General features: G+C 69.0%; 20 protein-coding genes and 1 pseudogene. 8 read left to right on the forward strand and 13 right to left on the reverse strand.

The window, feature by feature from the left end:
* The 3 genes from SM757_RS05795 to SM757_RS05805 all read left to right on the forward strand — a co-directional run.
* On the forward strand, positions 1-112 hold a 112-nt coding region (locus SM757_RS05795; protein WP_456062118.1), incomplete at its 5' end, for an ABC transporter ATP-binding protein C-terminal domain-containing protein.
* 96 nt (positions 113-208) lie between these two features.
* Positions 209-1705: a sensor histidine kinase gene (locus SM757_RS05800; RefSeq protein WP_322464741.1), complete on the forward strand. Its 1497-nt coding sequence runs from the start codon at positions 209-211 to the stop codon at positions 1703-1705.
* A 105-nt stretch (positions 1706-1810) separates the two neighbouring features.
* Entirely contained in the window at positions 1811-3052 is a 1242-nt protein-coding gene (locus SM757_RS05805; RefSeq protein ID WP_322464742.1) for an NAD(P)/FAD-dependent oxidoreductase, read from the forward strand.
* A 46-nt stretch (positions 3053-3098) separates the two neighbouring features.
* Here the strand turns inward: SM757_RS05805 and SM757_RS05810 are convergent, their stop codons facing one another.
* The 9 genes and pseudogenes from SM757_RS05810 to SM757_RS05850 all read right to left on the reverse strand — a co-directional run bounded on the left by SM757_RS05810 (position 3099) and on the right by SM757_RS05850 (position 12889).
* Entirely contained in the window at positions 3099-3545 is a 447-nt protein-coding gene (locus tag SM757_RS05810) for an SRPBCC family protein (RefSeq protein WP_322464743.1), read from the reverse strand.
* Positions 3546-3603: 58 nt separating this feature from the next.
* Positions 3604-4569 (reverse strand): PGN_0703 family putative restriction endonuclease, encoded by a 966-nt coding sequence (locus SM757_RS05815; protein WP_322464744.1) that lies wholly within the window; start codon positions 4567-4569, stop codon positions 3604-3606.
* A gap of 120 nt (positions 4570-4689) precedes the next feature.
* Positions 4690-4812 (reverse strand): annotated as a pseudogene (locus SM757_RS05820) (DUF817 domain-containing protein); the annotation flags it as partial.
* Between the two features lie 68 nt (positions 4813-4880).
* A complete protein-coding gene (locus SM757_RS05825; RefSeq protein WP_322464745.1) occupies positions 4881-5288 on the reverse strand; it encodes an energy transducer TonB in 408 nt (135 codons plus the stop codon).
* Between the two features lie 1322 nt (positions 5289-6610).
* The gene (locus SM757_RS05830) at positions 6611-7738 is read right to left on the reverse strand and encodes an NAD(P)/FAD-dependent oxidoreductase (protein ID WP_322464746.1); all 1128 of its coding nucleotides are present in this window, start codon (positions 7736-7738) and stop codon (positions 6611-6613) included.
* A 6-nt stretch (positions 7739-7744) separates the two neighbouring features.
* Positions 7745-9262 carry an amidase gene (locus SM757_RS05835; protein ID WP_322464747.1) on the reverse strand — a complete coding sequence of 506 codons (1518 nt, stop codon included), beginning with the start codon at positions 9260-9262 and terminating at the stop codon, positions 7745-7747.
* A gap of 39 nt (positions 9263-9301) precedes the next feature.
* On the reverse strand, positions 9302-10423 hold the full coding sequence (locus tag SM757_RS05840) for a DSD1 family PLP-dependent enzyme (protein WP_322464823.1): 1122 nt from the start codon (positions 10421-10423) through the stop codon (positions 9302-9304).
* Between the two features lie 22 nt (positions 10424-10445).
* Positions 10446-11429: a Bug family tripartite tricarboxylate transporter substrate binding protein gene (locus tag SM757_RS05845; RefSeq protein WP_322464748.1), complete on the reverse strand. Its 984-nt coding sequence runs from the start codon at positions 11427-11429 to the stop codon at positions 10446-10448.
* Between the two features lie 50 nt (positions 11430-11479).
* Positions 11480-12889, reverse strand: coding sequence for a D-serine ammonia-lyase (locus SM757_RS05850; protein WP_322464749.1), 1410 nt, complete (start codon positions 12887-12889; stop codon positions 11480-11482).
* Between the two features lie 104 nt (positions 12890-12993).
* Between SM757_RS05850 and SM757_RS05855 the strand changes: the two genes are divergently transcribed.
* The 5 genes from SM757_RS05855 (at position 12994) to SM757_RS05875 (ending at position 19115) form a co-directional block, all read left to right on the forward strand.
* Positions 12994-13953 carry a LysR substrate-binding domain-containing protein gene (locus tag SM757_RS05855; RefSeq protein WP_322464750.1) on the forward strand — a complete coding sequence of 320 codons (960 nt, stop codon included), beginning with the start codon at positions 12994-12996 and terminating at the stop codon, positions 13951-13953.
* Positions 13954-14100: 147 nt separating this feature from the next.
* A complete protein-coding gene (locus SM757_RS05860; RefSeq protein WP_322464751.1) occupies positions 14101-15312 on the forward strand; it encodes a M24 family metallopeptidase in 1212 nt (403 codons plus the stop codon).
* Between the two features lie 123 nt (positions 15313-15435).
* Positions 15436-16788 carry an MFS transporter gene (locus SM757_RS05865; protein ID WP_322464752.1) on the forward strand — a complete coding sequence of 451 codons (1353 nt, stop codon included), beginning with the start codon at positions 15436-15438 and terminating at the stop codon, positions 16786-16788.
* Between the two features lie 82 nt (positions 16789-16870).
* The gene (locus SM757_RS05870; protein ID WP_322464753.1) at positions 16871-17923 is read left to right on the forward strand and encodes a GlxA family transcriptional regulator; all 1053 of its coding nucleotides are present in this window, start codon (positions 16871-16873) and stop codon (positions 17921-17923) included.
* A 61-nt stretch (positions 17924-17984) separates the two neighbouring features.
* Positions 17985-19115 (forward strand): GlxA family transcriptional regulator, encoded by a 1131-nt coding sequence (locus tag SM757_RS05875; RefSeq protein ID WP_322464754.1) that lies wholly within the window; start codon positions 17985-17987, stop codon positions 19113-19115.
* On the opposite strand, the gene SM757_RS05880 is transcribed toward SM757_RS05875, so the two are convergent.
* The 4 genes from SM757_RS05880 to SM757_RS05895 all read right to left on the reverse strand — a co-directional run bounded on the left by SM757_RS05880 (position 19066) and on the right by SM757_RS05895 (position 24306).
* A complete protein-coding gene (locus tag SM757_RS05880) occupies positions 19066-21624 on the reverse strand; it encodes a bifunctional diguanylate cyclase/phosphodiesterase (RefSeq protein WP_322464755.1) in 2559 nt (852 codons plus the stop codon). The two genes, SM757_RS05875 and SM757_RS05880, sit on opposite strands and share 50 nt — an antisense overlap.
* A gap of 321 nt (positions 21625-21945) precedes the next feature.
* The gene (locus SM757_RS05885) at positions 21946-22782 is read right to left on the reverse strand and encodes a fumarylacetoacetate hydrolase family protein (protein WP_066337963.1); all 837 of its coding nucleotides are present in this window, start codon (positions 22780-22782) and stop codon (positions 21946-21948) included.
* Between the two features lie 10 nt (positions 22783-22792).
* Entirely contained in the window at positions 22793-23494 is a 702-nt protein-coding gene (locus SM757_RS05890; protein WP_066337962.1) for a GntR family transcriptional regulator, read from the reverse strand.
* Positions 23495-23553: 59 nt separating this feature from the next.
* Positions 23554-24306 carry an aspartate/glutamate racemase family protein gene (locus SM757_RS05895; RefSeq protein ID WP_066337960.1) on the reverse strand — a complete coding sequence of 251 codons (753 nt, stop codon included), beginning with the start codon at positions 24304-24306 and terminating at the stop codon, positions 23554-23556.
* Positions 24307-24315: the final 9 nt, after the last annotated feature.

Below are 24315 nucleotides of genomic sequence, written 5' to 3' on the forward strand. Positions count from 1 at the left end.
GGGCCTGGCCAACCGCGGCTACGTGATGGAGTCCGGCGAGATCACCATGACCGGCCCGGCCAAGCAGCTGCTGGCCGACCCCAAGGTGCGCGCGGCCTACCTGGGCGAATAAACCGCCGGCACCAGGCGATGCGGCCGCGCGGGAGTGCCGCCGCATCGCCAAGTCCTTCACCGCCAGCTCCAGGAGTGACCATGCAAAGATGCCGGCATGGAACACGCTGAGGACGGCCCCGGACCCCAAGGCCAGCACGCCGGCGAGGCCCGCTGGCGCGGGCTGTTCGAGCGCATGGGCGAAGGCTTCTTCGTCGCCGAGGCCCTGCGCGACGCCGCGGGCCGCATGACAGACTTCCGCTTCGTCGAGGTCAACCCGGCCTTCGAGCGGCTCACCGGCATCCCCATGCAGCACGCACTGGGCCGCCCGGTGCGCGAAGTCATTCCGGGCGTGCCGGACGATCTCATACGCACTTACGCCCGCGTGGTGGACAGCGGCGAGCCCGCGGAGTTCGAAGTGCACGTGCCCGCGCTCAACGACCGCTGGTACGAGGCCCGCGCCCGCGCCCTGGGCCACGGCCAGTTCTGCGTGCTCTTCCTGGAGATCACCCAGCGCAAGGCCGTGGAGCTGGCGCTGGTGCGCAGCGAGGCGCGCTACCGCACGCTGTTCGAGTCCATAGACGAGGGCTTTTGCATCCTGCAGTTGCTCTTCGACGCCGCGGGGCAGCCGCACGACTACCGCTTCGTGGAGATCAACCCGGCCTTCGAGCGCCACACCGGCATGGCCGGCGCGCTTGGGCGCACGGCGCGCGAGCTCATTCCCAACCTGGAGCTGACGTGGGTGCACACCTACGCGCGCGTGGCGGTCTCGGGCGAGCCGCTGCGCTTCGAGGACCACGCGCCCTCCATGGGCCGCTGGTTCGACGTGTTCGCCTTTCGCATCGGCAACCCGGCCGAGCACAAGGTGGCGCTGCTGTTCAGCGACATCACGCAGCGCAAGCAGGTGGAGCAGGCGCTGCGCGAGGCTGACGCGCGCAAGGACGAGTTTCTCGCCACCCTGGCGCACGAGCTGCGCAACCCGCTGGCGCCCATCTCCAACGGCCTGGCCATACTGCGCCACGCCGAGGCCGGCAGCGCCGTGGGCGTGCGCGCGCGGGAGCTGATGGAGCGCCAGCTCGCCCACATGGTCCGGCTGGTGGACGATTTGCTCGACGTCTCCCGCGTGAGCCGCGGCAAGGTGGAGCTGCGCAAGGCTACGGTGGCGCTGGGCGCGCTGGTGGAAGCCGCGCTGGAGACCAGCCGCCCGCTGCTGGACGCCGCCGGCCACCGGCTGGAGCTGGCGCTGCCCGCCGAGCCCGTGCTGCTGGACGCCGACGCCACGCGGCTGTCGCAGGTCTTGAGCAACCTGCTCAACAACGCCGCCAAGTACACGCGCGAGGGTGGGCATGTGCGCCTGGCCGCGCGTTGCCTGCCGCAGCGGCGCGTGAGCATCGCCGTGAGCGACAACGGCATAGGCATACCGCCGCAGATGCTGGACAAGGTGTTCGACCTGTTCACGCAGGTGGGCGCCGCGCTGGAGCGCTCGCAGGGCGGCCTGGGCATTGGGCTGTCGCTGGCGCGGCGCCTGGTGGAGATGCACGGCGGCCACATCAGCGCCGCCAGCGACGGGGCGGGGCGGGGCAGCACCTTCACGGTCGAGCTGCCCACGCTGTGAAGGGTTGCCTGATGCAGGCCAACTTATGCATGCATTGCCCTATTTTTTCAGCCCCGCGTCAGCCGCTTTGACCACGATGCCTGCCTGCATTTTTGAGGAATGAGCATGGCAATGAAGTACGTCGTGATCGGTGCCGGCCCCGCCGGCGTGCGGGCCGTGGAGGCGCTGCGCGAGCACGACCCGGATGGGCTGATCACGCTGGTCAGTGGCGAGCCGGGCGAGCCCTATGCCCGCATGGCGATCCCCTACATCCTCAACGGCTCGATTGACGAAGCCGGCGCGCTGCAGCGCAAGACGCCGCTGCACTACGAGACGCTGGGCATCCGCTACCTCAACCGCAAGGCGCTGCGCGTGCAGGCCCGGCCCACTGGCGGCACGGTGGAGCTGGACGACGGCAGCACGCTGGACTACGACCGGCTGCTGGTGGCCACGGGCTCCTCGCCCTCGCTGCCGCCCATTCCCGGCACGGACCTGCCCGGCGTGGTGACGTGCTGGACGCTGGAAGACGCCCGCGCCATTGCCGACAAGCTCAAGCCCGGCGCCCGCGTGGTGATGATCGGTGCCGGCTTCGTGGCGGGCGTGTGCATGAAGGCGCTGGTGGGCACGGGCGTGAAGCTGTCGGTGATTGCCGGCCGTGCCGGGCAGATCCTGCGCACCATGATGACCCCCGTGGGCAGCCGCATGCTGCAGCGCTGGCTGGAGGGCAAGGGCGTGGAGGTGATCACCTCCGGCCGCACCGAGCGCATCGAGCCCGGTCCGCGCCTGGTGATGGACACGCGCACCATTGACGCCGACCTCATCATCCTGGCCACCGGCGTGCACCCCAACATCGCCTTCCTGGAGGGCACGGGCGCCAAGATCGACCAGGGCATCCTCATCGACGACCGCATGCGCACCACGGTGCCTTGCGTGTACGCCGCGGGCGACGTGGCGCAGGGCCGCGACTTCTCGACGGGCGAGTGGGTGGTGCACGCGCTGCAGCCCACGGCCACGGAGCACGGGCGCATTGCGGCGCTCAACATGGTGGGCAAGGACGTGCCCTACCGCGGCAGCCTGAGCATGAACGTGCTGGACACGGTGGGCCTGATCTCGCACACCTTTGGCGAGTGGAAGGGCCGCGAGGGCGGTGAAGTCGTGGAGCTGACCGACGAGGCGCGCAACCTGTACACCCGGCTGTGCTTCCACGGCGACCGCCTGGTGGGCGCCATCACCATAGGCCAGCCGCGCCACGTGGGCGCCCTGCGCGGGCTGATCCACTCCGGCCGCGCGCTGGGTGAGTGGAAGGCGGAGTTGATGCAGAACCCGCACAAGGTGATGGAAGCCTTCGTGGGGCTGACGCACGCCTGAGCGGCGTCATCCGCTGGACAGGAAGCCGCCAAGGGCGGCTTCCAGTTCAGCCCGGAATCTCAGGCTCCACCAGCGCCGCCAATTGCGCCAGGGATTCTTGCCAGCCGAAATAACACATTTCGACGGGAATGGCCTCCGGAATGCCGGACTGCACGATGCGCATGTCCGTGCCGCAGGACACCTCCGTCAATTCAATCGTGACCTGCAATTCGCCGGGCAGGTTGGGGTCGTCAAACCGGTCCGTGTAGCGAATGCGCTGGCCTGGTTCCAATTCCAGATACTCGCCGCCAAAGGAGTGGGCGTGGCCGGAGCCGAAATTGGTGAACGACATTTTGAATGTGCCGCCGACCTTGGCTTCCAGGTGGTGTACCTGGCAGGTAAAGCCATGGGGCGGCAGCCATTTCGCGAGTGCATCGCCCTCCACAAATGCTCGATAAACCCGTTGGGCCGGTGCGCGCAGCACGCGGTGAAGATGAACAGTGCCGGTGGGCATGGTGCGTCTCCTGAATAGGCGGTGATGTCGCCGTCGACGGATGTGGACTGGCAGGAAATCAGAGAGCGTTCATTGCATACTTTCTCTTGAATTCCGGTATCCAGTCTTCGTGCCTTGGGTTGTGCTCGATTTCCCTGACCAATTCTTGTGTGCTGATAGCGACTACTCTGGATTTTAATTCTTCAGGCAAGAAGCTGGTAAGAAATGGCATCAAGCTGCGCCTGTCTTCACCGGTGCGACTTGAAAACACGGGACTTCGTTCATCGCTCAGCAGGACGAAAGTGCCATTTTTTTCGATGGAGAAAAGAATTTCCCTGAAGAACTGGTAGTGCATGGCAAATATGCACTGGCGTTCATTCTTCAATTGGTCCGTGATGCCGTGCTTGCTCATGAGCGGCCAATATTTTCGGCCGATGAAGTGCAAAAAGCAATCGTCTTCAAAGCCAATGGGGCTGGCTCCAGAACAGTCTCCAAGCCCAAACACTGAACAGCCGCCGAATGCTCTTTCATCGAATTTCGACTCGATGAAAATGAAGGGCTGGCCGTTCTTGTCTTTGAGTGCAATATCGATGGAGGTGGGTTGCCCCGCGTCCTCGTTGAACACTTTCCTGTCCTCGTATTCGAAAACGGCTTCGGCGATTTCCGAGGCGCCTTCCACGTTCTTGGATTTCAACAAGGAGATGAGTGGAGAATAATCTTGTCTCGTAATGAGCGGTCCAATGAGATTGAATGCCATGGCCTGGCTGCTCATCCCATGATGGAGATATTTGTGCAGAGGGAAAGGCGATTTTTTCTCGGAGGCGGCTTCGCGCTGCTTTTGAATATAGTCGGCTACTTCAGGCAGAATCAGGTTGGATGGCCATTGTTCCCATTCTCCCAGGCAGTAGGGCATGTGAGTATGCGTGGGAAGCTTCTTGGACTTGAACCAATCAGCGGCCGCCAGCCTCAGCATCTCCGAAAACTTTTTTTGTTTTAGAAGGGGCCATTGAAGGGCCCGTTTTTTACTGTTGGTTGGGTGTTGCATGTTCCGAAAATTGATAGACCGTGAGCTTGCGATCAACGCCGAATAGGCAAAGGGCTTTTCTCAAGCGTGCGCAGCACCGAACTGGATTTGCTGCATCGTATACCGGGGTCGTCGGCCCTGTTACGCGGGAACATGAATGTGCCCCTTGATATGTTTGAGATTGGCCACGATGGTGAATGTCATGATGACCAGCAAAGACCAGGAGCTCCATTTTCCGATATGGACTGCCGACCACGCTCCCACATTCATCAAAATATGATGGACTGTTTTAGATGGCACCCTTTTATTGGGTAAAAGGCAAAATGTGTGGCTTATCTGCTTCGGCCGAAATTTTTGGGAATGTGCACGGGCAATACAAGTGAAACATCGGTTGGTTCGCCATTCACCAGGTAAGGATCAAATCGCATTGCCCTTATGGCGCGCAACGATGCTTCATCCAGGTCTGCATTTCCACAGGAAGACAGAAGTGCTGTCCGAACCACTGCGCCGTCCGTGGCTACATGCGCTCGGATGATGGCAGGACCGGTCACTTTGCCCTTCACCACTATGGCCGGAATACGTATTTCGAATTCCGAGGTGGTTCTCAAGTCTTCGATTTTGACCACGGTTGAAGGCCAACTTTCATTTGCCGCGCAGCAGAAAGGGGCTGCGAAGACCAGCAAGCTGATGGCAATGAATATCCGTGAGAAAAATTGCATTGGGAGGTTTATGGTTTTCATGGAATTCTTGTGAGTTCGGCGGTCGGAGCAAACACAGCTTTTTCGATCTTTTGAAAATTAGGGTCGGGTTGATAAGACGGAAATTTGGTGCTTAAGCTTGATTAGGTCGAAGAGGTCGCCAAGTTCCACAAGGATTTCCGTAGGACCGCCCGCGAGAAATGTCAGTTCGGCGGCTAGTTGTGAGCGATATGTCACGCACACCACTCTCGCAAAAACGCAGTGCAGTTTAGAGATGAAGCGGACCAATAAATTGCGATGATAGCAGCCCTCAACGTTCGAAGAGAGGGCTGTTGTAACGGTAAAGCTACGAAGGGTGCTCAAAACCGCGGCTTATAGATATTCCGTTATGGTAGAATTTTTGAAGCGATTTACCACTTTTTTGCGAAATTGCTTTTTACGGCGGTAAAAATATACGAGTTCAAGCCGTGCCCCTGGGTGGCTAAGGTTTTCATCCGATCAACCATAGCCCTGCCTGGCTGAATATGGTTGTATAGATAGTTGCGATGTGTGCCAGATTTGAATACCACGTGAATTGAGTCGTCAGCTGACTCATATGCTACTACATTCGAGTTTCCGTTGAGATTGCGGTAAGGTGTCATCTTTCCTCTTGAAAAACGGTTGGCCTAATGTGTGCGCTCAGTAGGTCTCAAATTAGGGTTTGAGGCGACCAAAAATATTTTTGATCCTTGAGATTGACAGGATCGAAGGCCATCTAGCCTTGCACCGATTTTCGTAGCATCGCCTGCGAGAACCAGAAAGCGGACTGTAAGCCGTGAGCAATACGTCACACGCACCGTCTCTGCAAACGCCGCAGTGCATTTCAAAGACGAAACAGACCGACAACTCATAGCGCCAGCATCACTCAACGTAAATTGACCCGATCGGTAACTGGGCGCCGCCGCGGCATGAACAACTCGAACGTGGCATTTCCACTCTACGCACTGCCTTGGCATATCGCGCTAACTCGCCCTCCGCTATAGATTCAGCGGCGGATGGACAGGACTGATACACGAAGCGACTTCGACACCTGGAAATTTCGCGTCGCCAAGTCTTTAGTCGCCTTGGAAATTCAGGAGCTGGCCTTGACGAAAATCAGATTAAACCGCCTAGCCTGCTAGACCGCCTGCGTTCACAGGACCAAGCGCTTCGTTGTTTTCACGAAGACACCGTCCAAAAAATAAGCGAGAAGAAATCACAAAATTTCTTTCCCGCCTTTAATCAATATCAAGTTAAAGCCGCTTTGCTGTTGCTTTATCTCAATGTCCTAAAAGTTGATTTGTTTTGGCTGGTCAGCATCGTTTTCTCCCGCTCGCCGCGTGCGCTCAGTCCAGCCGCCCAGGCGACAGCGCCCGCACATCCACCCCCTGGTCCTGCAACCCCTGCGGCAGCGGCTCGCCCAAAGCCAGGCTGCGCGCCAGCAGCGCCGCGCCCGGCGCGCTCTGTATGCCGTAGCCGCCTTGCGCGGCCAGCCAGAAGAAGCCTTCGGCCTGCACGTCCCAGCCGATCACCATGTCGCCGTCGGCCACGAAGGAGCGCAAACCCGCCCAGGTGTGCCCCGGGCGGCGGATGGTCATGGTGGTGGCCTGCTCGATGCGGTAGATGCCCATCGCCACGTCCAGCTCTTCCGGCACCACGTCGTGCGGCGCCACCGGGTCGGCATTGGCCGGCGAGCCCAGCAACTGCCCCGCATCCGGCTTGAAGTAATAGCTCTCGTCCACGCCCACCACCGCCGGCCAGCGGCTGGCGTCCACGCCCGCGGGCGCCGAGAAGGTAAAGGCGCTGCGCCGCCGCGGCTCCAGGCCGATCAGGCGCACGCCGGCCAGCTTCGCAATCTCGTCGGCCCAGGCGCCGGCGGCATTCACCACGTGGCGCGCCTGCACGGCTTGCCCGTCGGCCAGCCGCACGGTCCACAGGCCGTCCGCGCGCGACAGCGCCACCACCTCCGCGTGGTTGCGCACCTGCCCGCCGCGCTGGCGCAGCCCGCGCAGGTAGCCCTGGTGCAGCGCGTGCACGTCGATGTCGCTGGCGCTGTCCTCGGCCAGGCCCGCGCCCGTGGCCTCGGGGCGCAGGCAGGGCACCAGCGCCAGCATCTCGTCGCGGCCCACGCGGCGCACGCCGCCGCCGCGCTCGGAGAGTTCCCGCCACGCCGCCTCCAGCAGCTCGCCCTGGTCCGGCTGCGCCACGTGCAGCACGCCGCGCGGCGACAGCAGCGGCTCGCTGCCGAACACCTCCGGCGGCGCGTCGAAGAAGGCGCGGCTGGCCCGCGTGAGCGCGCGTATGGCCGGCGTGCCGTAGCTCTCCATGTACAGCGCCGCCGAGCGGCCCGTAGTGTGGTAGCCCGGCTGGCTCTCTCGCTCCAGCAGCAGCACGCCGGCCCGCTCCGCAATCTCATAAGCGGCCGAGGCGCCGGCAATGCCGGCACCGATCACGATGAAATCAAAACGGTCCATGGCGTTTCAGACCGCCGAGGCGGTGCCGGTGGAGGTGCCGCCCAGCACGGGCGGCGCGGTGACGATGGAGTCCAGCGCCGGCTCGGCCCGCCGCAGCCGGCCCGCGTCCGGCACCGGCCGGCGCAGCGCGTCCATGCCGTTGAAGGCCTGCTCCATCGCGTGCGCCACGCCCAGCGTGTGGCGGTCGGCGCGGAAGCGCCCAACCACCTGCAGGCCGAAAGGCATGCCCGCGTGGTCCGTGCCGCAGGGCAGGCTCAGCGCGGGGTGCGTGGTCAGCGTGGTGACGTAGGTCAGCGACAGCCAGCGGTAGTAGTTCTCCTGGGCCTGCCCGTTGATGGTGGCGGCGTGCGGCTGCGTCCAGGGGAAGGGCGACACGGGCGTGGTGGGCGCCAGGATCACGTCCACGTCGCGGAAGGCGGCCTGGAAGCGCGCCAGGATGCGCGTCTGCTCGGCCTGCGCCCAGGCGCAGTCCAGCAGCCGCATCGCGGCGCCCATCTCGTAGTTGGCGCGCGGGTTGGGGCCCAGGCTCATCGGGTCGCGCTCGTAGGCCTCGCGCATGCCGGCCACGAAGGCCTCGGCGCGCAGCACGTCGAAGCAGCGGTGCACCTCGCCCAAGTCCAGCGCCAGCGGCTCGCAACTGCGGAAGAGGTGGCGCATGGCCTGCACCTTCTCGCGGAACACGGCGCGTATGCCGTCGTCCACGGCGCAGGCGCCGAAGTCCTCGGTGTAGCCCACGCGCAGGCCGCTCAGGTCCACGTCCTGCGGCAGCAAGAAGCTCATCGGGTCCAGCTCGTAGGTCAGCGGGTCGGTGGCCGATACGCCGGCCGTGGCCGCGAGCTGCAGGCAGGCGTCGGCCACGGTGCGGCCCATGGGGCCGACCACGGAGATGGGCGTCCAGCCCAGCGGCTTGCGCGAGCTGGGCACCACGCCGGGCGAGGGCCGGAAGCCCACCACGCCGCACTTGGCCGCCGGAATGCGCAGCGAGCCGCCCGTGTCCGAGCCCGTGCACACCGGCAGCAGGTCCAGCGCCAGCGCCGCGGCCGAGCCGCCGGAGGAGCCGCCCGCGTTCAGGTTCGGGTTGAAGGGGTTGCCCGTGGCGCCCCAGACCGGGTTGAAGCTGTTCGCGCCCGCGCCCATCTCCGGCACGTTGGTCTTGCCCGCCACGATGGCGCCGGCCGCGCGCAGCCGCGCCACCAGCACGTTGTCGGCCGCCGGCACGTTGCCGCGGTGTATGGGCGAGCCGTAGGTGGTGAGCAGCCCGGCCGTCTCTTCCAGGTCCTTCACGCCCAGCGGCAGGCCGTGCAGCAGGCCCAGCGGCTCGCCCTTCATGACGGCCTGCTCGGCGGCGCGGGCCTCCTCGCGGGCGCGCTCGAAGCAGGTGGCGGTGACGGCGTTGACGTAGGGGTTCACCGCCTCGATGCGCGCGATGCATGCCTGCAGCAGCTCGACCGGCGAGAGCTGCCGCGCACCGATGCGGCGGCGCATCTCGACGGCGCTCAGGGCGGTGATGTCGGTGTTCTGCATGGGGTTTGTCTCTCTCGGTTTTTGGGGGTGTCAGTGAAGTCAGCGGCTCAGGCCGCGCGCGGCCACGGGCCACACGGCTTCGACGCGCTCGCCGCGGAAGGCCACGATCTCGTCGTGCAAATTGAAAGTCGGGTCGCAGTGGCCGGGCACCAGGCGCAGCAGGCTGCCCAGCGCGGGCAGCGGTGCGCCCGCCACGAGGCCGTGCTCGTCGTTGGCTTGTGTGTAGGCCAACGCGCCATCGGCGGGCCACAGCACCGGCAGGCCGCACTCCAGCGTCAGCGATTTGAGCCCCGCGTCCACCACGGCGTGCGTACCCGCGGCCGTGCTCATCACGCGCGTGGCGACGAACAAGGCGTGCTCGAAGCGCAGCGCGCCGGCCTCGTTGTCGGCGTAGTCGCGGTCCATGAAGGCGTAGGAGCCCGGCTGCAGCTCGGTGTAGACGCCGCTTTCCAGGTCCCACTCCACGCTGCCCGTGCCGCCGCCGGTGACGGTGGCGCAGCGCACCCCGGCGTTTTCCAGCGCCGTCACGACCTCGCCGGCCCGCGCCGCCGCGCGCAGCGCCTGTTCGCGCCGCTCGGCCCGGCTGCGCAGGTGCTGCAGCCCGCCCTGGTAGGCCTGCAGCCCGGCGAAGCTCAATTGCGGATGCGGCGCCAGCCGCTGCAGCAGCCGCTGCACGGCGGCCGCGTCGGCCACGCCGCAGCGGCCCTGGCCGATGTCGATTTCCACCAGCACGTCGAGGGAGCTGCCGGCCTCGCGCGTGGCCTCGGCCAGCGTGTCCACCTGCGCGGCGTCGTCCACGCACACGCTCAAGCGGGCCTGGCGAGCCCACTGCGCCAGCGCGCGCGCCTTGAGCGGCGAGGCCAGCTCGTTGCTCACGTGCACGTCGCGCACCCCGGCAAGCAGGAAGGGCAGCGCCTCGCTGGCCTTCTGGCAGCACACGCCCACCGCGCCGCGCGCCATCTGCGCCAGCGCCACGGCAGGGCACTTGTGCGCCTTGGCATGCGGGCGCAAGTGCACGCCGGCGGCGTCGGCCGCGGCCTGCATGCGGGCCAGGTTGCGCTCGAAGGCGTCCAGGTCCAGCAGCAGGGCGGGCGTGTCCACCTCGGCAAGGGCTTGGCCCGCCGTGGCGGCGGGCGGGAAGGGCAGGAAACCTTCCGTCATGGGCATGGCGTGAGCCTTTCGGTCAGTCGGCGGTGATGTGGGCGCGCTGCGCAGTTTCACGCATCAGCGGCAGCTCCTTTTGGATGAGCGCCTCCACTGCCGCGCCGTTCTGGTAGCCGGGCTCGAAGCCGCTGGCCGCGAGTTTCTCCCGCACGTCCGGCTGCTCCATCACCTCGGCCAGCGCCTTCTCCAGCTTGGCCTTCACCGCGGGCGGCAGGCCGCGCGGGGCCACCACCGCCAGCCAGGTGTCGGCGTCCAGGGCGTAGCCGCTTTCGGCGAAGGTGGGCACGCCCGGCAGCAGCGTGGAGCGCTTGGCCGTGGTGACGGCGATGGGCTTGATCTTGCCGCCCTTGAGCTGCGGAATGGCCGCGGCCACGGTGTCCACGGCAAAGGGCACCTGGCCGCCCATGAGGTCCGTCATCGCCGGGGCGCTGCCCTTGTAGGGCACGTGCATGAGCTGCGTGCCGGTGATGTGCGCCAGCAGCTCGCCGGTGAAGTGCGCCGTGGAGCCGTTGCCGAAGGAGGCGAAGGCCAGCTTGCCGGGCTGCGACTTGGCCAGCGCGACGAACTCCTTGGGGTTGTTGGCCGGCACGTCCTTATTGGCCAGCAGGATCAATCCCGTGCGCGCCACCAGCCCCACCGGCTCGAAGCTCTTCACGGGGTCGTAGGGCAGCTTGGGCTGGATGGCCGGGTTGACGGTGAAGGTGGTGCCCGAGCTCACCAGCAGCGTGTGGCCATCGGCCGGGGCCTTGGCCACGAAGCTGGCGCCAATGACGGTGCCGGCGCCGGCGCGGTTGTCCGCCATCACGGTCTGGCCCAGCTTGGCCTCCAGCGCCTTGGCCAGCAGCCGCCCGGCCACGTCGGTGGCACCGCCCGGCGGGAAGGGGATCACCAGTTGGATCGGCTTGGTGGGGTACGTCGTGTCCGCCGCCCAGGCAACGCCCAGCGGCGCCGCGAGCGCCGCGGCCGCAACCGTGGCATGGAGCAGGAAAGTGGGCTTCTTCATGGGGCGTTCCTTTGGGCGGGGGTGGTTGAGAGAGAAACCTTGCGTGGAATTCAGGCTGCCGCGTCTGAAGCGGCGGCGGCCTCCTGGCCGCGGGCCAGGAAGCGGGCGTACTCGTCCTCGGGGACGAACAGGCCCCCGGTGGTCCAGGCGATGTGCGTGGCCGCGGCCATGTGCAGCCGCAGGCCGTGCCGCTCGATGTAGGCCTGGCCCGCGGACGTGTCGCGCAGCATGGCGGGGCCGGTGAAGCCGGCCGCGGCCGAGGGCTCAATGCGCAGCCCCTCGGTGCGGGCGGCGGCGTGCAGCAGCTTGAACAGCGTCTCGTCCTGCACCGTGTAGACGCCGCCCAGCAACGGCCCCGCCACGGCGGCGGCCAGCTCCGAGGCGCTGGGCACGGCCAGGCCGTCGGCCTCGGTGCGGTTGTCCAGGCCCACGTCGTAGACCGACGGGTTGCTGCCCAAAAATTCGAAGCCCGGCGTGGTGGCCAGCATCTGCAGCAGGAAGCACGGCGATGCCGTGGGCTCGGCGAAGAAGCAGTGCACGTGGGGGCCGAAGATCTGCGCCAGGCCGAAGGCGACACCGCCCGGCGCGCCGCCCACGCCGCAGGGCAGGTACACGAAGAGCGGGTGCTGCGCGTCCACCGGGCGGCCCAGGGCGGCCAGTTGCCGCGCCAGGTGCGGGGCCGCGGCGGCGTAGCCCAGGAACAGCGAGCGCGAGCGCTCGTCGTCCACGAAGTGGCAAGCCGGGTCGGCCTCGGCCTCGCGGCGGCCCGCGGCCACGGCCTGGGCGTAGTCGCCCGCGTGCTCCACCACGTCCACGCCGCGTGCGCGCAGCCGGGCCTTTTTCCAGTCCTTGGCGTCGGCCGACATGTGCACCACGGCCTTGAAGCCCAGGGCCGAGGCCATCACGCCAATGGCCAGGCCCAGGTTGCCCGTGGAGCCCACGGCCACCTGGTGGCGGGCGAACAGGGCGCGCGCGGCCGGGCCGGCCAGCACGCGGTAGTCGCCGTCCGGCGTGAGCAGGCCATGGCGCAGCGCCAGCGCCTCGGCGTGCTCCAGCACCTCGTGGATGCCGCCGCGCGCCTTGACGGAGCCCGCCACCGGCAGGCCGTGGTCGGCCTTCACGAACAGGGTGCCGAAGTCCGGCGACAGGCCCAGCGCCTGCTGCAGCGCGGGCACGGGCAGCAGTTCGGACTCGATCACGCCCTCCCGCGCCTGCAGCTCCGGGAACAGCCCGGCCAGCAGCGGCGCGAAGCGGCGCCAGCGCGCCACGGCCGCCTCCACATCAAGCTGGCTAATACCTGCGCCGTTTGGCGCCTGGGCGGCGGGCCGCGGCGCGGTGGCCGCCCACAGCACCGGCTCGCCCCGCTGCAGGGCTTGAAGGTCGAAGGTGCCCGCCTGCTGGGCGGCAAGGGTGCCGGCCGGTGCGGTGCCCGGCGGGGTTGCGGTGGTCGGTTGCGGCATGGAGTCGTCTTTATTCGTCGTCTGGTGTTGCCATGGTGGGCCGGCCGGCGCTGCCGCGCAAAGCATTTATATTGCCCTGGTCATTAGTCAAACTGGGGCATGACGTGGATACCAGGCTCTCTCCGTCCGTTCTTGCATGGTTGCGGTGCTTCGAAGCCGCAGCCCGGTGCATGAGCTTCACCAAGGCCGCCACGGAGTTGTGCGTGACGCAGGGCGCGGTGAGCCAGCAGGTCAAGCAACTTGAGGGCTGGCTGCAGCGGCCGCTGTTCCTGCGCAGCCCGCGCAGCCTGGTGCTCACGCCGGAGGGGCAGTGGCTGGCCTCGGTGGTGCGCGAGTCCTTCCAGGCCATAGAGGGCACGCTGGTGCAGTTGCGCATCCCGCCGGCCGCGGGGCCGCTGGCGCTGAGCTGCGCGCCGTCCTTCGCCATGGGCTGGCTCACGCCGCGCCTGGGCGACTTCTATCGCAGCCACCCGGACATCGGCCTGCGCGTCATCGGCGAGTTCCATGCGCTGGACCGCGAGCGCATGGCGCGCGACGAGGTAGCCGCCGCGCTGCGCTACGACCTGGGCCGCTACCAGGACCTGGTGGCCATCGAGATCCTGGACGAATGGCTGCTGCCCGTGGCCAGCCCCGCCTTCCTGGCCGCGCACCCGCAACTGCGCTCGGCGGCGGACCTGCGGCCGGAGCTGCTGTTGCACGACAGCAGCGCCTGGGACGGCGCCGGCCCCTGCGAGGAGTGGGCGCACTGGCTGCGCCACACCGGCGTGGAGCTGCCCGGCCTGGAGCAGGGGCACCACTTCAACCTGTCGCTGCTGGCGCAGGGCGCGGCGCTGGCCGGGCAGGGCATTGCCATTGGGAGGGCGGCGCTGGTGCTGGACGAGCTGGCCGCCGGCCGCCTGGTGGTGCCCTTCGGACTCCCGGTGCGCTCGCGGGCTTCGTACCACTTTGTCTGCCCCATGCAGCGCACGGCGCGCGCGGAAAACGTGCTGGCCTGGCTCACGGCGCAGGCGGCGCGCTTTCGCGTGCAGCGCGACGCGCTGCTGCAGCCGCTCGCGCTCGCGTAGGCGCCGAGCGCATTCAGGGCCAACCCCAAGCGGGAAAACCCCTTCAAGCCGTGGCGCAAGCGGCAAACCGGCTGTCGCAACCGCAAACCGCGCCAGGCCCCCGCGCCACACCATGGCGTCACCTTCCACCCCCCCAAGGAGACGACCATGGACATGCCCAGCACCATCCGCCTGCGCAACGGCGAACCGGCCTGGAAGACCTTCAGCAAGGAGGAATACGCACGGCGCATCGCCACGTTGCGTGCGCAACTCGTGGCCGAGAACATCGACGCCGCGCTCTTCAGCTCCTACCACAACGTCGCCTACTACAGCGACTTCCTCTACTGCAGCTTCGGCCGCTTCTACGGCCTGGCGGTGACGCACGCCAAGACCACCGTCATCGCCGCCAACATCGACGGCGCCCAGCCCTGGCGCAAGTCCGTGGCCGACGACGTGCTCACCTACACCGACTGGCAGCGCGGCAACTTCTTCCGCGCCGCGGCGCAATGCCTGCCCGCGCGCGGGCGCATCGGCGTGGAGCTCGACCACCTGCCCGTGGACCGGCTGCAGGCGCTCAGGGACGCGCTGCCGGGCGTGGAGTTCGTGGACATCTCCGCGGCCTGCATGCGGCTGCGCATGGTCAAGAGCGCCGAGGAGATCGAGTTCATCGCCGCCGGTGCGCAGGTCTGCGACGTGGGCGGCGCGGCGCTGGTGGCCGCGGTGAAGGAGGGCGTGCCGGAGCACGAGGTGGCGCTGGCGTCCACCACGGCCATGGTGCGCGAGATCGCGCGCCGCTACCCCGGCGCCGAGCTGATGGACACCTGGACCTGGTTCCAGTCCGGCCTCAACACCGACGGCGCCCACAACCCGGTGACCACGCGCCGCGTGCAAAAGGGCGACATCCTGAGCCTGAACTGCTTCTCCATGATCAGCGGCTACTACACCGCGCTGGAGCGCACGCTGTTCCTGGACCACGCCAGCGACGCCCATTTGAAACTCTGGGAGATCAACTGCAAGGTCCACGACGAGGGCAAGAAGCTGCTGGTGCCCGGCGCCAGGTGCAGCGACATCGCCCACCAGCTCAACGAGATCTACCTGGAGCACGACCTGCTGCAGTACCGCACCTTCGGCTACGGCCACAGCTTTGGCGTGCTCAGCCACTACTACGGCCGCGAGGCCGGGCTGGAGCTGCGCGAGGACATCGACACCGTGCTGCAGCCCAACATGGTGGTGTCCATGGAGCCCATGATCATGCTGCCTGAAGGCCTGCCCGGCGCGGGCGGCTACCGCGAGCACGACATCCTGGTAATCACGCCCGAGGGCAACCGCAACCTCACCGGTTTCCCCTACGGGCCCGCGCACAACATCATCAAGGCCTGAGCCTTCAGCCGGCGCGCGGCACGCCCGCCCACAGCGGGCGTGCCGCCTTCAACAGCACTCACCCGGGGCTGCGGGCCGTGGCTTCAAGCCCCGGGGCGGCCCAAGGCACAGCAGGGGACACGCATGTCCAAGCAACCCACGTCCGCCATGGCGGGCAGGCCCGCGGCGGGGCACGAGCAGCGCATGCTGCGCCGTGCCGCGGCGGGCAGTTTCGTCGGCAACTTCGTGGAGTGGTTCGACTACGCCGCCTACGGCTACCTGGCCACGGTGATCGCCACCGTGTTCTTCCCGTCGGAGGACAAGACCACGGCGCTGCTGTCCACCTTCGCGGTGTTCGCCATCTCCTTCTTCATACGGCCCCTGGGCGGCATCGTCTGGGGCCACATCGGCGACCGGCTGGGCCGCCGCCAGGCGCTGTCGCTGTCCATCCTGATCATGTCGGCCTCGACCTTCGTCATGGCCTTCCTGCCCGGCCACGAGCGCTGGGGCCTTTGGGCCGCCGTGGCGCTGCTGCTGGTGCGCGTGGTGCAGGGCTTTTCGGCCGCCGGCGAGTACGCGGGCGCCGCGGCCTTCATCGCCGAATACGCCCCGGCCAAAAAGCGCGGCTTCTACACCAGCCTGGTGCCGGCCAGCACCGCCGCGGGCCTGCTGTTCGGCTCGCTGCTGGTGGCCGGGCTGCACGCCTGGCTCACGCCCGCGCAGTTGCACGACTGGGGCTGGCGGCTGCCCTTCCTGCTGGCCGCGCCCTTCGGCCTGATCGGCCGCTGGATACGCAACAGCCTGGAGGACACGCCCGCCTTCCGCGCGCTGGAGGCCAGCACGCTCAACGCGCACGAGGCCACGCCCATTCGCGAGCTGCTTTCTCGCCACCGCCGCGCGCTGCTGGTGGCCCTGGGGGTGGCCTGCCTCAACGCCGTGGGCTTCTACGTGCTGCTGTCCTACATGCCCACCTACCTCAGCACCGAGCAGGGGCTGTCGGAATCGCGCTCCTTCATGGCCGCCACCATCGCGCTGCTCACCTACATCGGCTTCATCTTCGTGGTCGGCGCGGTGTCGGACCGCGTGGGCCGCAAGGCGATGCTGGTGCTGGCCTCGCTGCTGTTCATGGCCGCCAGCGTGCCGCTGTTCGGCGTGCTGGGCGCGGCGGACTACGCCACGCTGGTGCTGGTGCAGATCGCCTTCGGCGCGCTGCTGGCCATGAACGACGGCACGCTGGCGTGCTTCCTGGCCGAGCTGTTCCCCACCCGCGTGCGCTACAGCGGCTTCGCCTTCAGCTTCAACCTGGCCAACACGCTGTTCGGCGGCACGGCACCCTTCGTCTGCACCTGGCTGATACGGCAGACCGGCACGCCGCTGGCGCCGGCTTGGTACCTGGTGGCGGCCGCGTCCGTGGCCCTGGTGGCGCTGTTCTTCGCGCGCCGGCCCGCCGGGCTGTCGCTGGACGCCGTGGGCAGCAAGGCCATGGACGCCGCCTGAAGCCCCGCCCACCCCTGCCGTCCCGACCGCGCCGCCCCGGCGGCGCAGGCGGCAGGCCCAGGACTTTCGCAAGCCCCGCCGCATGAGCATCATCAGCCTTCTTTGCACAGCACCCGGCGCGCTGTCCGGCCCGCGTCCCGCCCTGCGGAGCCGGCCGGCCACGCGCGCGCTCTCGATGATGAATGGCGGCCTGCAACGGTTCGGCTTCCTGGTCGTGCCCAACTTCTCCCTGATCGCGCTGAGCGCGGCCATCGACCCGCTGCGCCTGGCCAACGCGGTGCTGGAGCGGCGGGCCTACGAGTACGCCGTGGTGGCCGCCACCCGCGAGCCCGTGCCTTCGAGCGACGGCATACGCGTGGTGCCCGACCTCACCATGGCCGACGCGCTCGACTTCGACGCGGTGTTCGTGATCGGCCCCAACCCGCTGCCGCGCCAGGGCTACGGCGAGTGCGTCGCCTGGCTGCGCCGCATGGCCGCCGCCGGTGCCACGCTGGGCGGCATAGACACGGGCAGCTACGTGCTGGCCAAGGCCGGGCTGCTCAAGGGCTACCGCTGCACCATCCACTGGGAGGACCGCGACGCGCTGCTGGAGGACTTTCCCGGCATCGAGGTCTCCGAGCAGCTCTTCGAGATCGACCGCGACCGCCACACCTGCAGCGGCGGCATCAGCCCGCTGGACATGATGACCACGCTGCTGAGCCGCCCGCCGGGCAGCCGCGCCCTGGCCGAGCAGGTCTCGGACCTGCTGGTGGCGCAGCGCCGCGGCGGCGAGGAAAAGCAGGTCGTCCCGCTGCGCCACCGCCTGGCCGGTGGCCACCCGCTGGTGGTCTCGGCGCTGGAGATGATGGAAAGCAACCTGGAGGAGCCGCTGAGCCCCACCGAGATCGCCGGCTACCTGGGCATCTCGCGGCGCCAGCTGGAGCGGCTGTTCAGCGAGCAGCTGGGCATGTCGCCCGCGCGCAAGTACCTGCAACTGCGCCTGGAGCGCGCGCGGCGCGCGCTGCTGCGCAGCTCCCGCGCGCCGGAGGACATCGCGCAGTCCACCGGCTTCGTCTCCATGCCCCACTTCATCACCCGCTACCGCGAGGCCTACGGCTACACGCCGGCCGCCGATCGCGCCAAGCACCGCTCCTGAACCACGGCGGCCGCGGGGCGTGGCGAGTGCCGCCCGCGCCCGCGCCTGAAGGACCCAGCCCATGAACGCTTTCCACCGCGGCGCAGTGGCGCCCCTTGCGCCTGTTGCGCCCGCCCCGTCCGCGCGTCCCGCGCTCAACGTCGGCTTCGTGCTCGCGCCCAGCTTCACCATGGTGGCCTTCTCCGGCTTCCTGGACGCCTTGCGCCTAGCCGCGGACGAGGGCGACCGCAGCCGCCCCATCCATTGCCGCTGGAGCGTGCTGGCCGAGGAGCTGCGGCCCCAGCGCGCGAGCAACGGCGTGGAGGTGATGCCCACGGCGCGCCTGGGCGATCCGTCGGCCTTCGACTACATCGTGGTGGTGGGCGGGCTGCTGCACGGCGAGCAGAAGGTGCCGGCCGCGGTCACCGAGTTCCTGCGCGCCGCTGCCGCGCGCGGCGTGCCGCTGGTGGGCCTGTGCACCGGCGCCTTCGTCCTGGCGCGCGCCGGGCTGATGGAGGGCCGGCGCTGCTGCGTGAGCTGGTACCACCATCAGGAGTTCGTCCGCGAGTTCCCGCTGCTGCGCGCGGAGTCGCACGAGATGTTCGTGGTGGACCGCGACCGGCTCACCTGCGCCGGCGGCACCAGCGTCGTCCACCTCGCGGCCTGGCTGCTGGAGCGCCACTGCGGCAAGGCCGCCGCGGGCAAGGCGCTGCGCATCCTGCTGGAGGAGGGCGCCTTGCCCGCGCGCACGCCGCAACCTCAACCCGAGCTGGCCGAGAGCACCGCCGACCAGCGCGTGCGCCAGGCCATGTGGCTGATGGAGCAGAACCGCTCCAGCCCCATGCCGCTGCCCGCGGTGGCGCAGCAGGTCCACCTCAGCGTGCGCCACCTGGAGCGGCGCTTTCGCAAAGCCATAGGCATGAGCCCGCACGAGTTCTCGGTGCGGCTGCGGCTGCGCCACGCCCACTGGCTGGCCAGCCACACGCAAATGCCCCTGTCGCAGATCGCGCTGGAGTGCGGCTTCAGCGACAGCTCCAGCTTTTCAAGGCGCTTTCGCGAGGTGTTCAGCTACCCGGCCAGCACGCTGCGGCGCGGGCAGGCGGGCGTCGAGGCCGCCGGTGCGCCGCGGCCCGCGGCCGAGCCCGGCGCGGGCGGCTGGCCGCTCAGCGCTGCAGCAGCGCCGCGGCCTGCGGCGCCGGCAGCGCGGGGCTGAACAGCCAGCCCTGGTAGGCCTCGCAGCCCAGCTCGCGCAGCCGCTGCAGCTGCTCCGGCTTTTCCACGCCCTCGGCCACGATGCTGCAGCCCAGCGTGTGGCCCAGGCCGATGACGGCGCGCACGATGGCCTCGTCGCTGGCGTCCTGCGCCATGTCGCGCACGAAGGAGCGGTCGATCTTGATTGCCGTGATGGGGAATGCCTTGAGCCATGCCAGCGACGAGTGCCCGGTGCCGAAGTCGTCCAGGTGCACCTCCACGCCCAGCTCCACCAGCGCCTGCAACTGCTCGGCCACGGTGGCGAAGTCGTCGATCACGGCCGACTCCGTCACCTCCACCGACAGCCGCTGCGCCGGCACGCCGTGGCGCTGCAGCTCCTGCGCGATGCGCGCCACCAGCCCCGGGTGCAGGAACTCGCGCGGCGAGAGGTTGATCGCCACGCGCGCGGTGAAGCCCTCGTCCTGCCACTGCCGCATCTGCCGGCAGGCCATGCGCAGCACGGCCTCGCCCAGCGCGCCTATGAGCCCGGTGTCCTCCGCCACGGGGATGAACACGCCCGGCGGCACCACGCCCAGCTCCGCGTCGGTCCAGCGCAGCAGCGCCTCGAAGCCGTGCACCTGGCCGCTGGCCACGTCCACCTGGGGCTGGAAGTGCAGCGACAGCGCGTCCTCGCGCAGCGCGGCCTGCAGCCGCGCGTGCACGCGCAGCGCCTGGCGCGCGCGCTCGCCCAGCGCGGCGTCGTACAGCGTGGTCTGGCCGCGGCCCAGGCGCTTGGACTCGTGCAGCGCCAGGTCGGCGCAGCGCAGCAGCAGGTCGGCGTCCTGCGCGTGCGCAGGGCAGTCGGCCAGGCCCATGGCCGCCGCCACCGGCCACTCCAGCGTGCCGCAGCGCACGCCCGGCGCCAGCGCCTGCGCGAGCTGCCGCGCCAGCTCGGCCGGCGCCAGTTGCGGCGCGATCACGCCGAACACGTCGCCGCCCAAGCGGGCCACGAAGCAGCTGGCGGGCAGCGTGGCGACCAGCCGGTCCGCCAGCGCCTTGAGCAGCATGTCGGCCGCGCTGCCGCCGTGGCGTTCGTTGACCTGCTTGAAGCCCACGCAGTTCATCATGGCCACGGCCGCGGTGCCGCCGGCCTGTCCCGCGGCCTGTGCGATGGCCTGCCGCAGCGCCTCCACGAAGCGCCAGCGGTTGGGCAGCCCGGTGAGCATGTCGTGCGTGGCGCGGTGCTCCAGCTCGGCCTGGTGGGCACGGCGGTGCGAGACGTCGCTCACGCAGGCCGTCATGCGCATGCCGCCGGCCATTTGCGTGCGCGTCACCGAGACCTCCACGTCCAGCAGCGTGCCGTCCTTGCGCTGCCCCGGCACCGAGGCCAGGCGGCGGTCGGCAGCGTCGTCGCCGTTGGCCCAATCGGCACGGTGGTGCGCGTGGCGCTCGTGCAGGTGCGCGGGCAGCAGCAGGTCCACCGGACGGCCCTGGAGCTCGCCCGCGCCCCAGCCGAACATGGACTCCAGCGCGCGGTTGGCCAGCTGGATCTCGCCCTGCGGGTTGATCACCACCACGCCCACGGGCGCGAGCTCCAGCAGCGCGCGGTACTCGGCGCCGCGCTGCTCGATCTCCAGGCGCGCCTGCTCCAGGCGCAGGTAGGGGCGCTTCACGCGCTGCAGGAACATGACGCGGTAGAGGCAGCCGTAGGCCAGCACCTTGTAGACGTGGCCCAGCAGGTTGGTCGCGGAAGTGATGCGGTCGCCGTAGATCACGAAGAAGCACTCGCCCAGCAGCATGAGCAGCAGTGCGTCGCACAGCGGCGCGTGGTCGGCGCGCCGCGGGGGCGGCATGGCCGCCATGCGCAGGAGCTGCACCCCCAGCGCCACGGCCAGCAGGGCCATGATGGCGCCCTCGGCCGCCAGCTTCAGCGTCGTGAGCCCCTGGCCGGGCACGAAGGTGTGCGGGAACAGCTCGGGCCGGAACACCGCCAGCACGCCCAGCACCAGGCTCAGGGCCACGCCCGCCAGCACGGCGCGCGCCGCCGCGTGGGCGCCCACGCCCTGCGCCGCGCGCGGGAAGCACCAGGCGATGAGCGCGACCGCCCCCAGCAAGCGCGCCAGCAGCCACAGCACGATGGACTTGTGCGGCGTGTTCTCCGAGACGAAATGCGGCATGCCCGCGAAGGACAGCAGGTGCAGCAGGTCCAGCACGGCCACGGCGATGAAAGCCGCGCCCAGCGCGCGGCTCATGGCGCGCCGGCGCTGGTCGAGCACGCAACTGGCGGTCAGGCCCACCGACATGCTCACCACCACCGCCACCACCTCCAGCAGCGTGTGCAGCGACAAGAACTCGGCCTGCGGCAGCGCCACGTCCAGCGCGCCGCCGCTCCAGGCCTGCACGTACAGCAGCGGCGCCATCACCACCAGTGCCGCCACCCAGGCGGCGGGCCGCCACAGCGCCAGGCGCGTCAGGGCCCCGGTTGGGCTGGCGGGCAGGGAGGTGGACCGGTCTGGAATTTCTGCGGACATGCGGGCTATTCAGGGTGGCGGACTCCATCAGCCGCCGGGCGCGCCAGCGCGCGCTCCCCAGGCCGGGCGGATGCTCAGCCCCCCAGTGTGACCGGTGGGTCACTTGGCCGGTGCCCGGAAGAGCGGGCCTTATGCCGTCCATTCCTGCCGTCCGCACCGCGCGGCACTTACCCCCCGCTGCTGTGGATAACTCTGTGGTGTACCTGCAGGCGGCGGCGCCAAGTGATTGATTTCACAGGCGTTGACTCGCCGTGCCTCAAAAAGAGGCAATTTGGGGCTGGAACGCTGCTGCGGCGGCAGCCGCGGGCCGCGCCGGGGGCTTCAGGCCACGCGCTGGCGCTGCGTGCCCAGCACTGCGCCGTCCAGGGTGAGCACGTCGCCCCGGTGCAGGTAGCGCGGCGGCTGGCGGCCCATGCCCACGCCGGCGGGCGTGCCGGTGAGCACCACGTCGCCGGGCTGCAGCGTCATGAAGCTGCTGAGGTAGGCCACGAGGTGGGCGACGGGAAAGATCATGTCGGCCGTGCTGCCGCGCTGCATCACCGTGCCGTTGAGCGCGAGTTGCAGCGGCAGGGCTTGCGGGTCGGGGATCTCGTCGCAAGTCACCAGCCAGGGCCCAAGCGGGCCGAAGCCGTCGAAACTCTTGCCCTTGGTCCATTGGCCGTTGCGGCGCAGTTGCCAGTCGCGCTCGGACACGTCGTTGGCCAGGCAGTAGCCGGCCACGTGCGACAGGGCCTGCGACGCCGGCACCCGGCGCGCGGCCGTGCCCATCACCACCGCCAGCTCGATCTCCCAGTCGGTGGCCGTGGAGCCTGGCGGCAGCGGCAGCTCGTCGTTTGGGCCGGCCAGGGCCGTGACGGCCTTGTTGAACACGATGGGTTCCGTGGGCGCCTCCAGAGCGGCTTCGCGGGCGTGGTCGCGGTAGTTAAGGCCTATGGCGATGCACTGGCGCACGCCGCCCACGGGCGGCCCAAGCCGCGTGTCGGCGGGCAGCAGCGGCATGCGCTCCAGGTCTATGGCGGCCAGGGCGCGCAGCTTGTCCGGGGACAGCCATTGGGGCGTGATGTCCTCCACCAGCAGCGAGAGGTCGCGCGGGCGGCCCTGGCCGTCCAGCGCACCGGCGCGCTCGGCGCCGGGCGGCCCGTGGCGCAGCAGCTTCATGGCGCGGCCCTCACGCGAAGATGCTTTCGAGGTCCGCCTCGCCCGCGCTGCCGCCCAAGTTGAGGCTGCTCTCGATGTGGTCGAGATGGTGCAGCATCAACGACTGCGCGGACTCCACGTCGCCGCGCTTGACCGCGGCCACGATCTCCTCGTGCTCGTCGGCGCGGCAGCTCGTGGCCGTGGGCGCGTCGTAGAGCGAGATGATCAGGCAGGTCAGCGTGGAGAGCTCGCGCATGGTGCGCGCCAGGGCCGAGTTGCCGGCCAGCTCGGCCAGCAGCGTGTGGAATTCGCCCGACAGGCGGACGATGGCGCGCTTGTCCTCGCGGCGGCGGGCGTCGGCTTCCTGGTCGAGGTGGCGGCGCAGCCGCTGCAGCTTCACGTCGTCCAGCGTCGCCACCAGGCGGCGCAGCACGCCGGGCTCTATGAGGCGGCGGGCCTCGAACACGTCCTGCGCCTGCTCTATGGTGGGCTTGGCGACGAAGGCGCCGCGCTGCGGAACCAGCTCCACCACCTGCTCGTGCGCCAGCCGCGCCAGCACCTCGCGGATCTTGGCGCGGCTGGTGCCGAAGATGGTGGCCAGCCGGTCTTCGCCCAGCTTGGTGCCGGGCACCAGCCGGTGCTCCAGGATGGCCGCCGAGATTTTTTCAACGATCTCGTCGAAGGTGTGTTCGCGGCCGGCGGCCTCGGCGCGCGCAGTGGCTTTGGATGGCATCACGTCGGATTTTAGGGACGGGGGTGAGGTGGGGCTCGCGCAGTCCCGGCAAACGAGCTTCACGGGCGGTGGCTGCCGGCCAGCAGCCGCGCCAGGGCCTCGCTCAGGCCCTGGTTGGGTTTGACGGGCGGCGGCGCGAAGCTGCCGCGGCGCGCGGGCACCGGGGCCAGCGACACCAGGCTTTGCGCGTGGTTCACGGCGCTGGAGACGCCGTCGACCACCGGCACGGGAATGCGCTGCCGGATCGTGCGCGCCAGCCCGGCCAGCGGCGCACCGGCGATGATGATGACGTCCGCGCCGTCGTCCTCCACGGCCGAGCGGCACAGCGCCTGCAGCCGCTCGGCGTGGTCCTCCTGCACCGTGGCGATGTCGCGCAGCGGCTGGTCCAGGCTGCGGATGCTGGCCAGCCTGTCCAGCAGCCCGTTGGCCTGCACCGTCTCGCGGTACCAGGCCTGTATGCGCGCGGAGATGGCGATGATGGAAAAGCGCTGGCCCAGCATGCAGGCGCTCATGAGCGCCGCCTCGGTCAGGCCCACCACGGGAATGTCCAGCGCCTCGCGCAGGCCCGCCAGGCCCGGGTCGCCGAAGGCGGCCACCACGATGGCGTCGTGCTCGCGCCAGTGCTCGGCCGCCAGCGTGGCTGCGGCGTAGGCGCCAATGAGGGCCTCGAAGCGCGTTTCGATGTAGGCCACGCCCAGCGGCGCGGTGAGCACGCGCACCTCGGTGCCGGGCGCGGCGGCGCGCCTGGCCTCGGCCTCTATGAGGTCCGAAACGCTCTGGGACGTGTTGGGGTTGATGAGCAGGAGCTTCATGGCGGTGTC

The organism is Azohydromonas lata, assembly GCF_034427735.1.
Lineage (GTDB): Bacteria > Pseudomonadota > Gammaproteobacteria > Burkholderiales > Burkholderiaceae_C > Azohydromonas > Azohydromonas lata.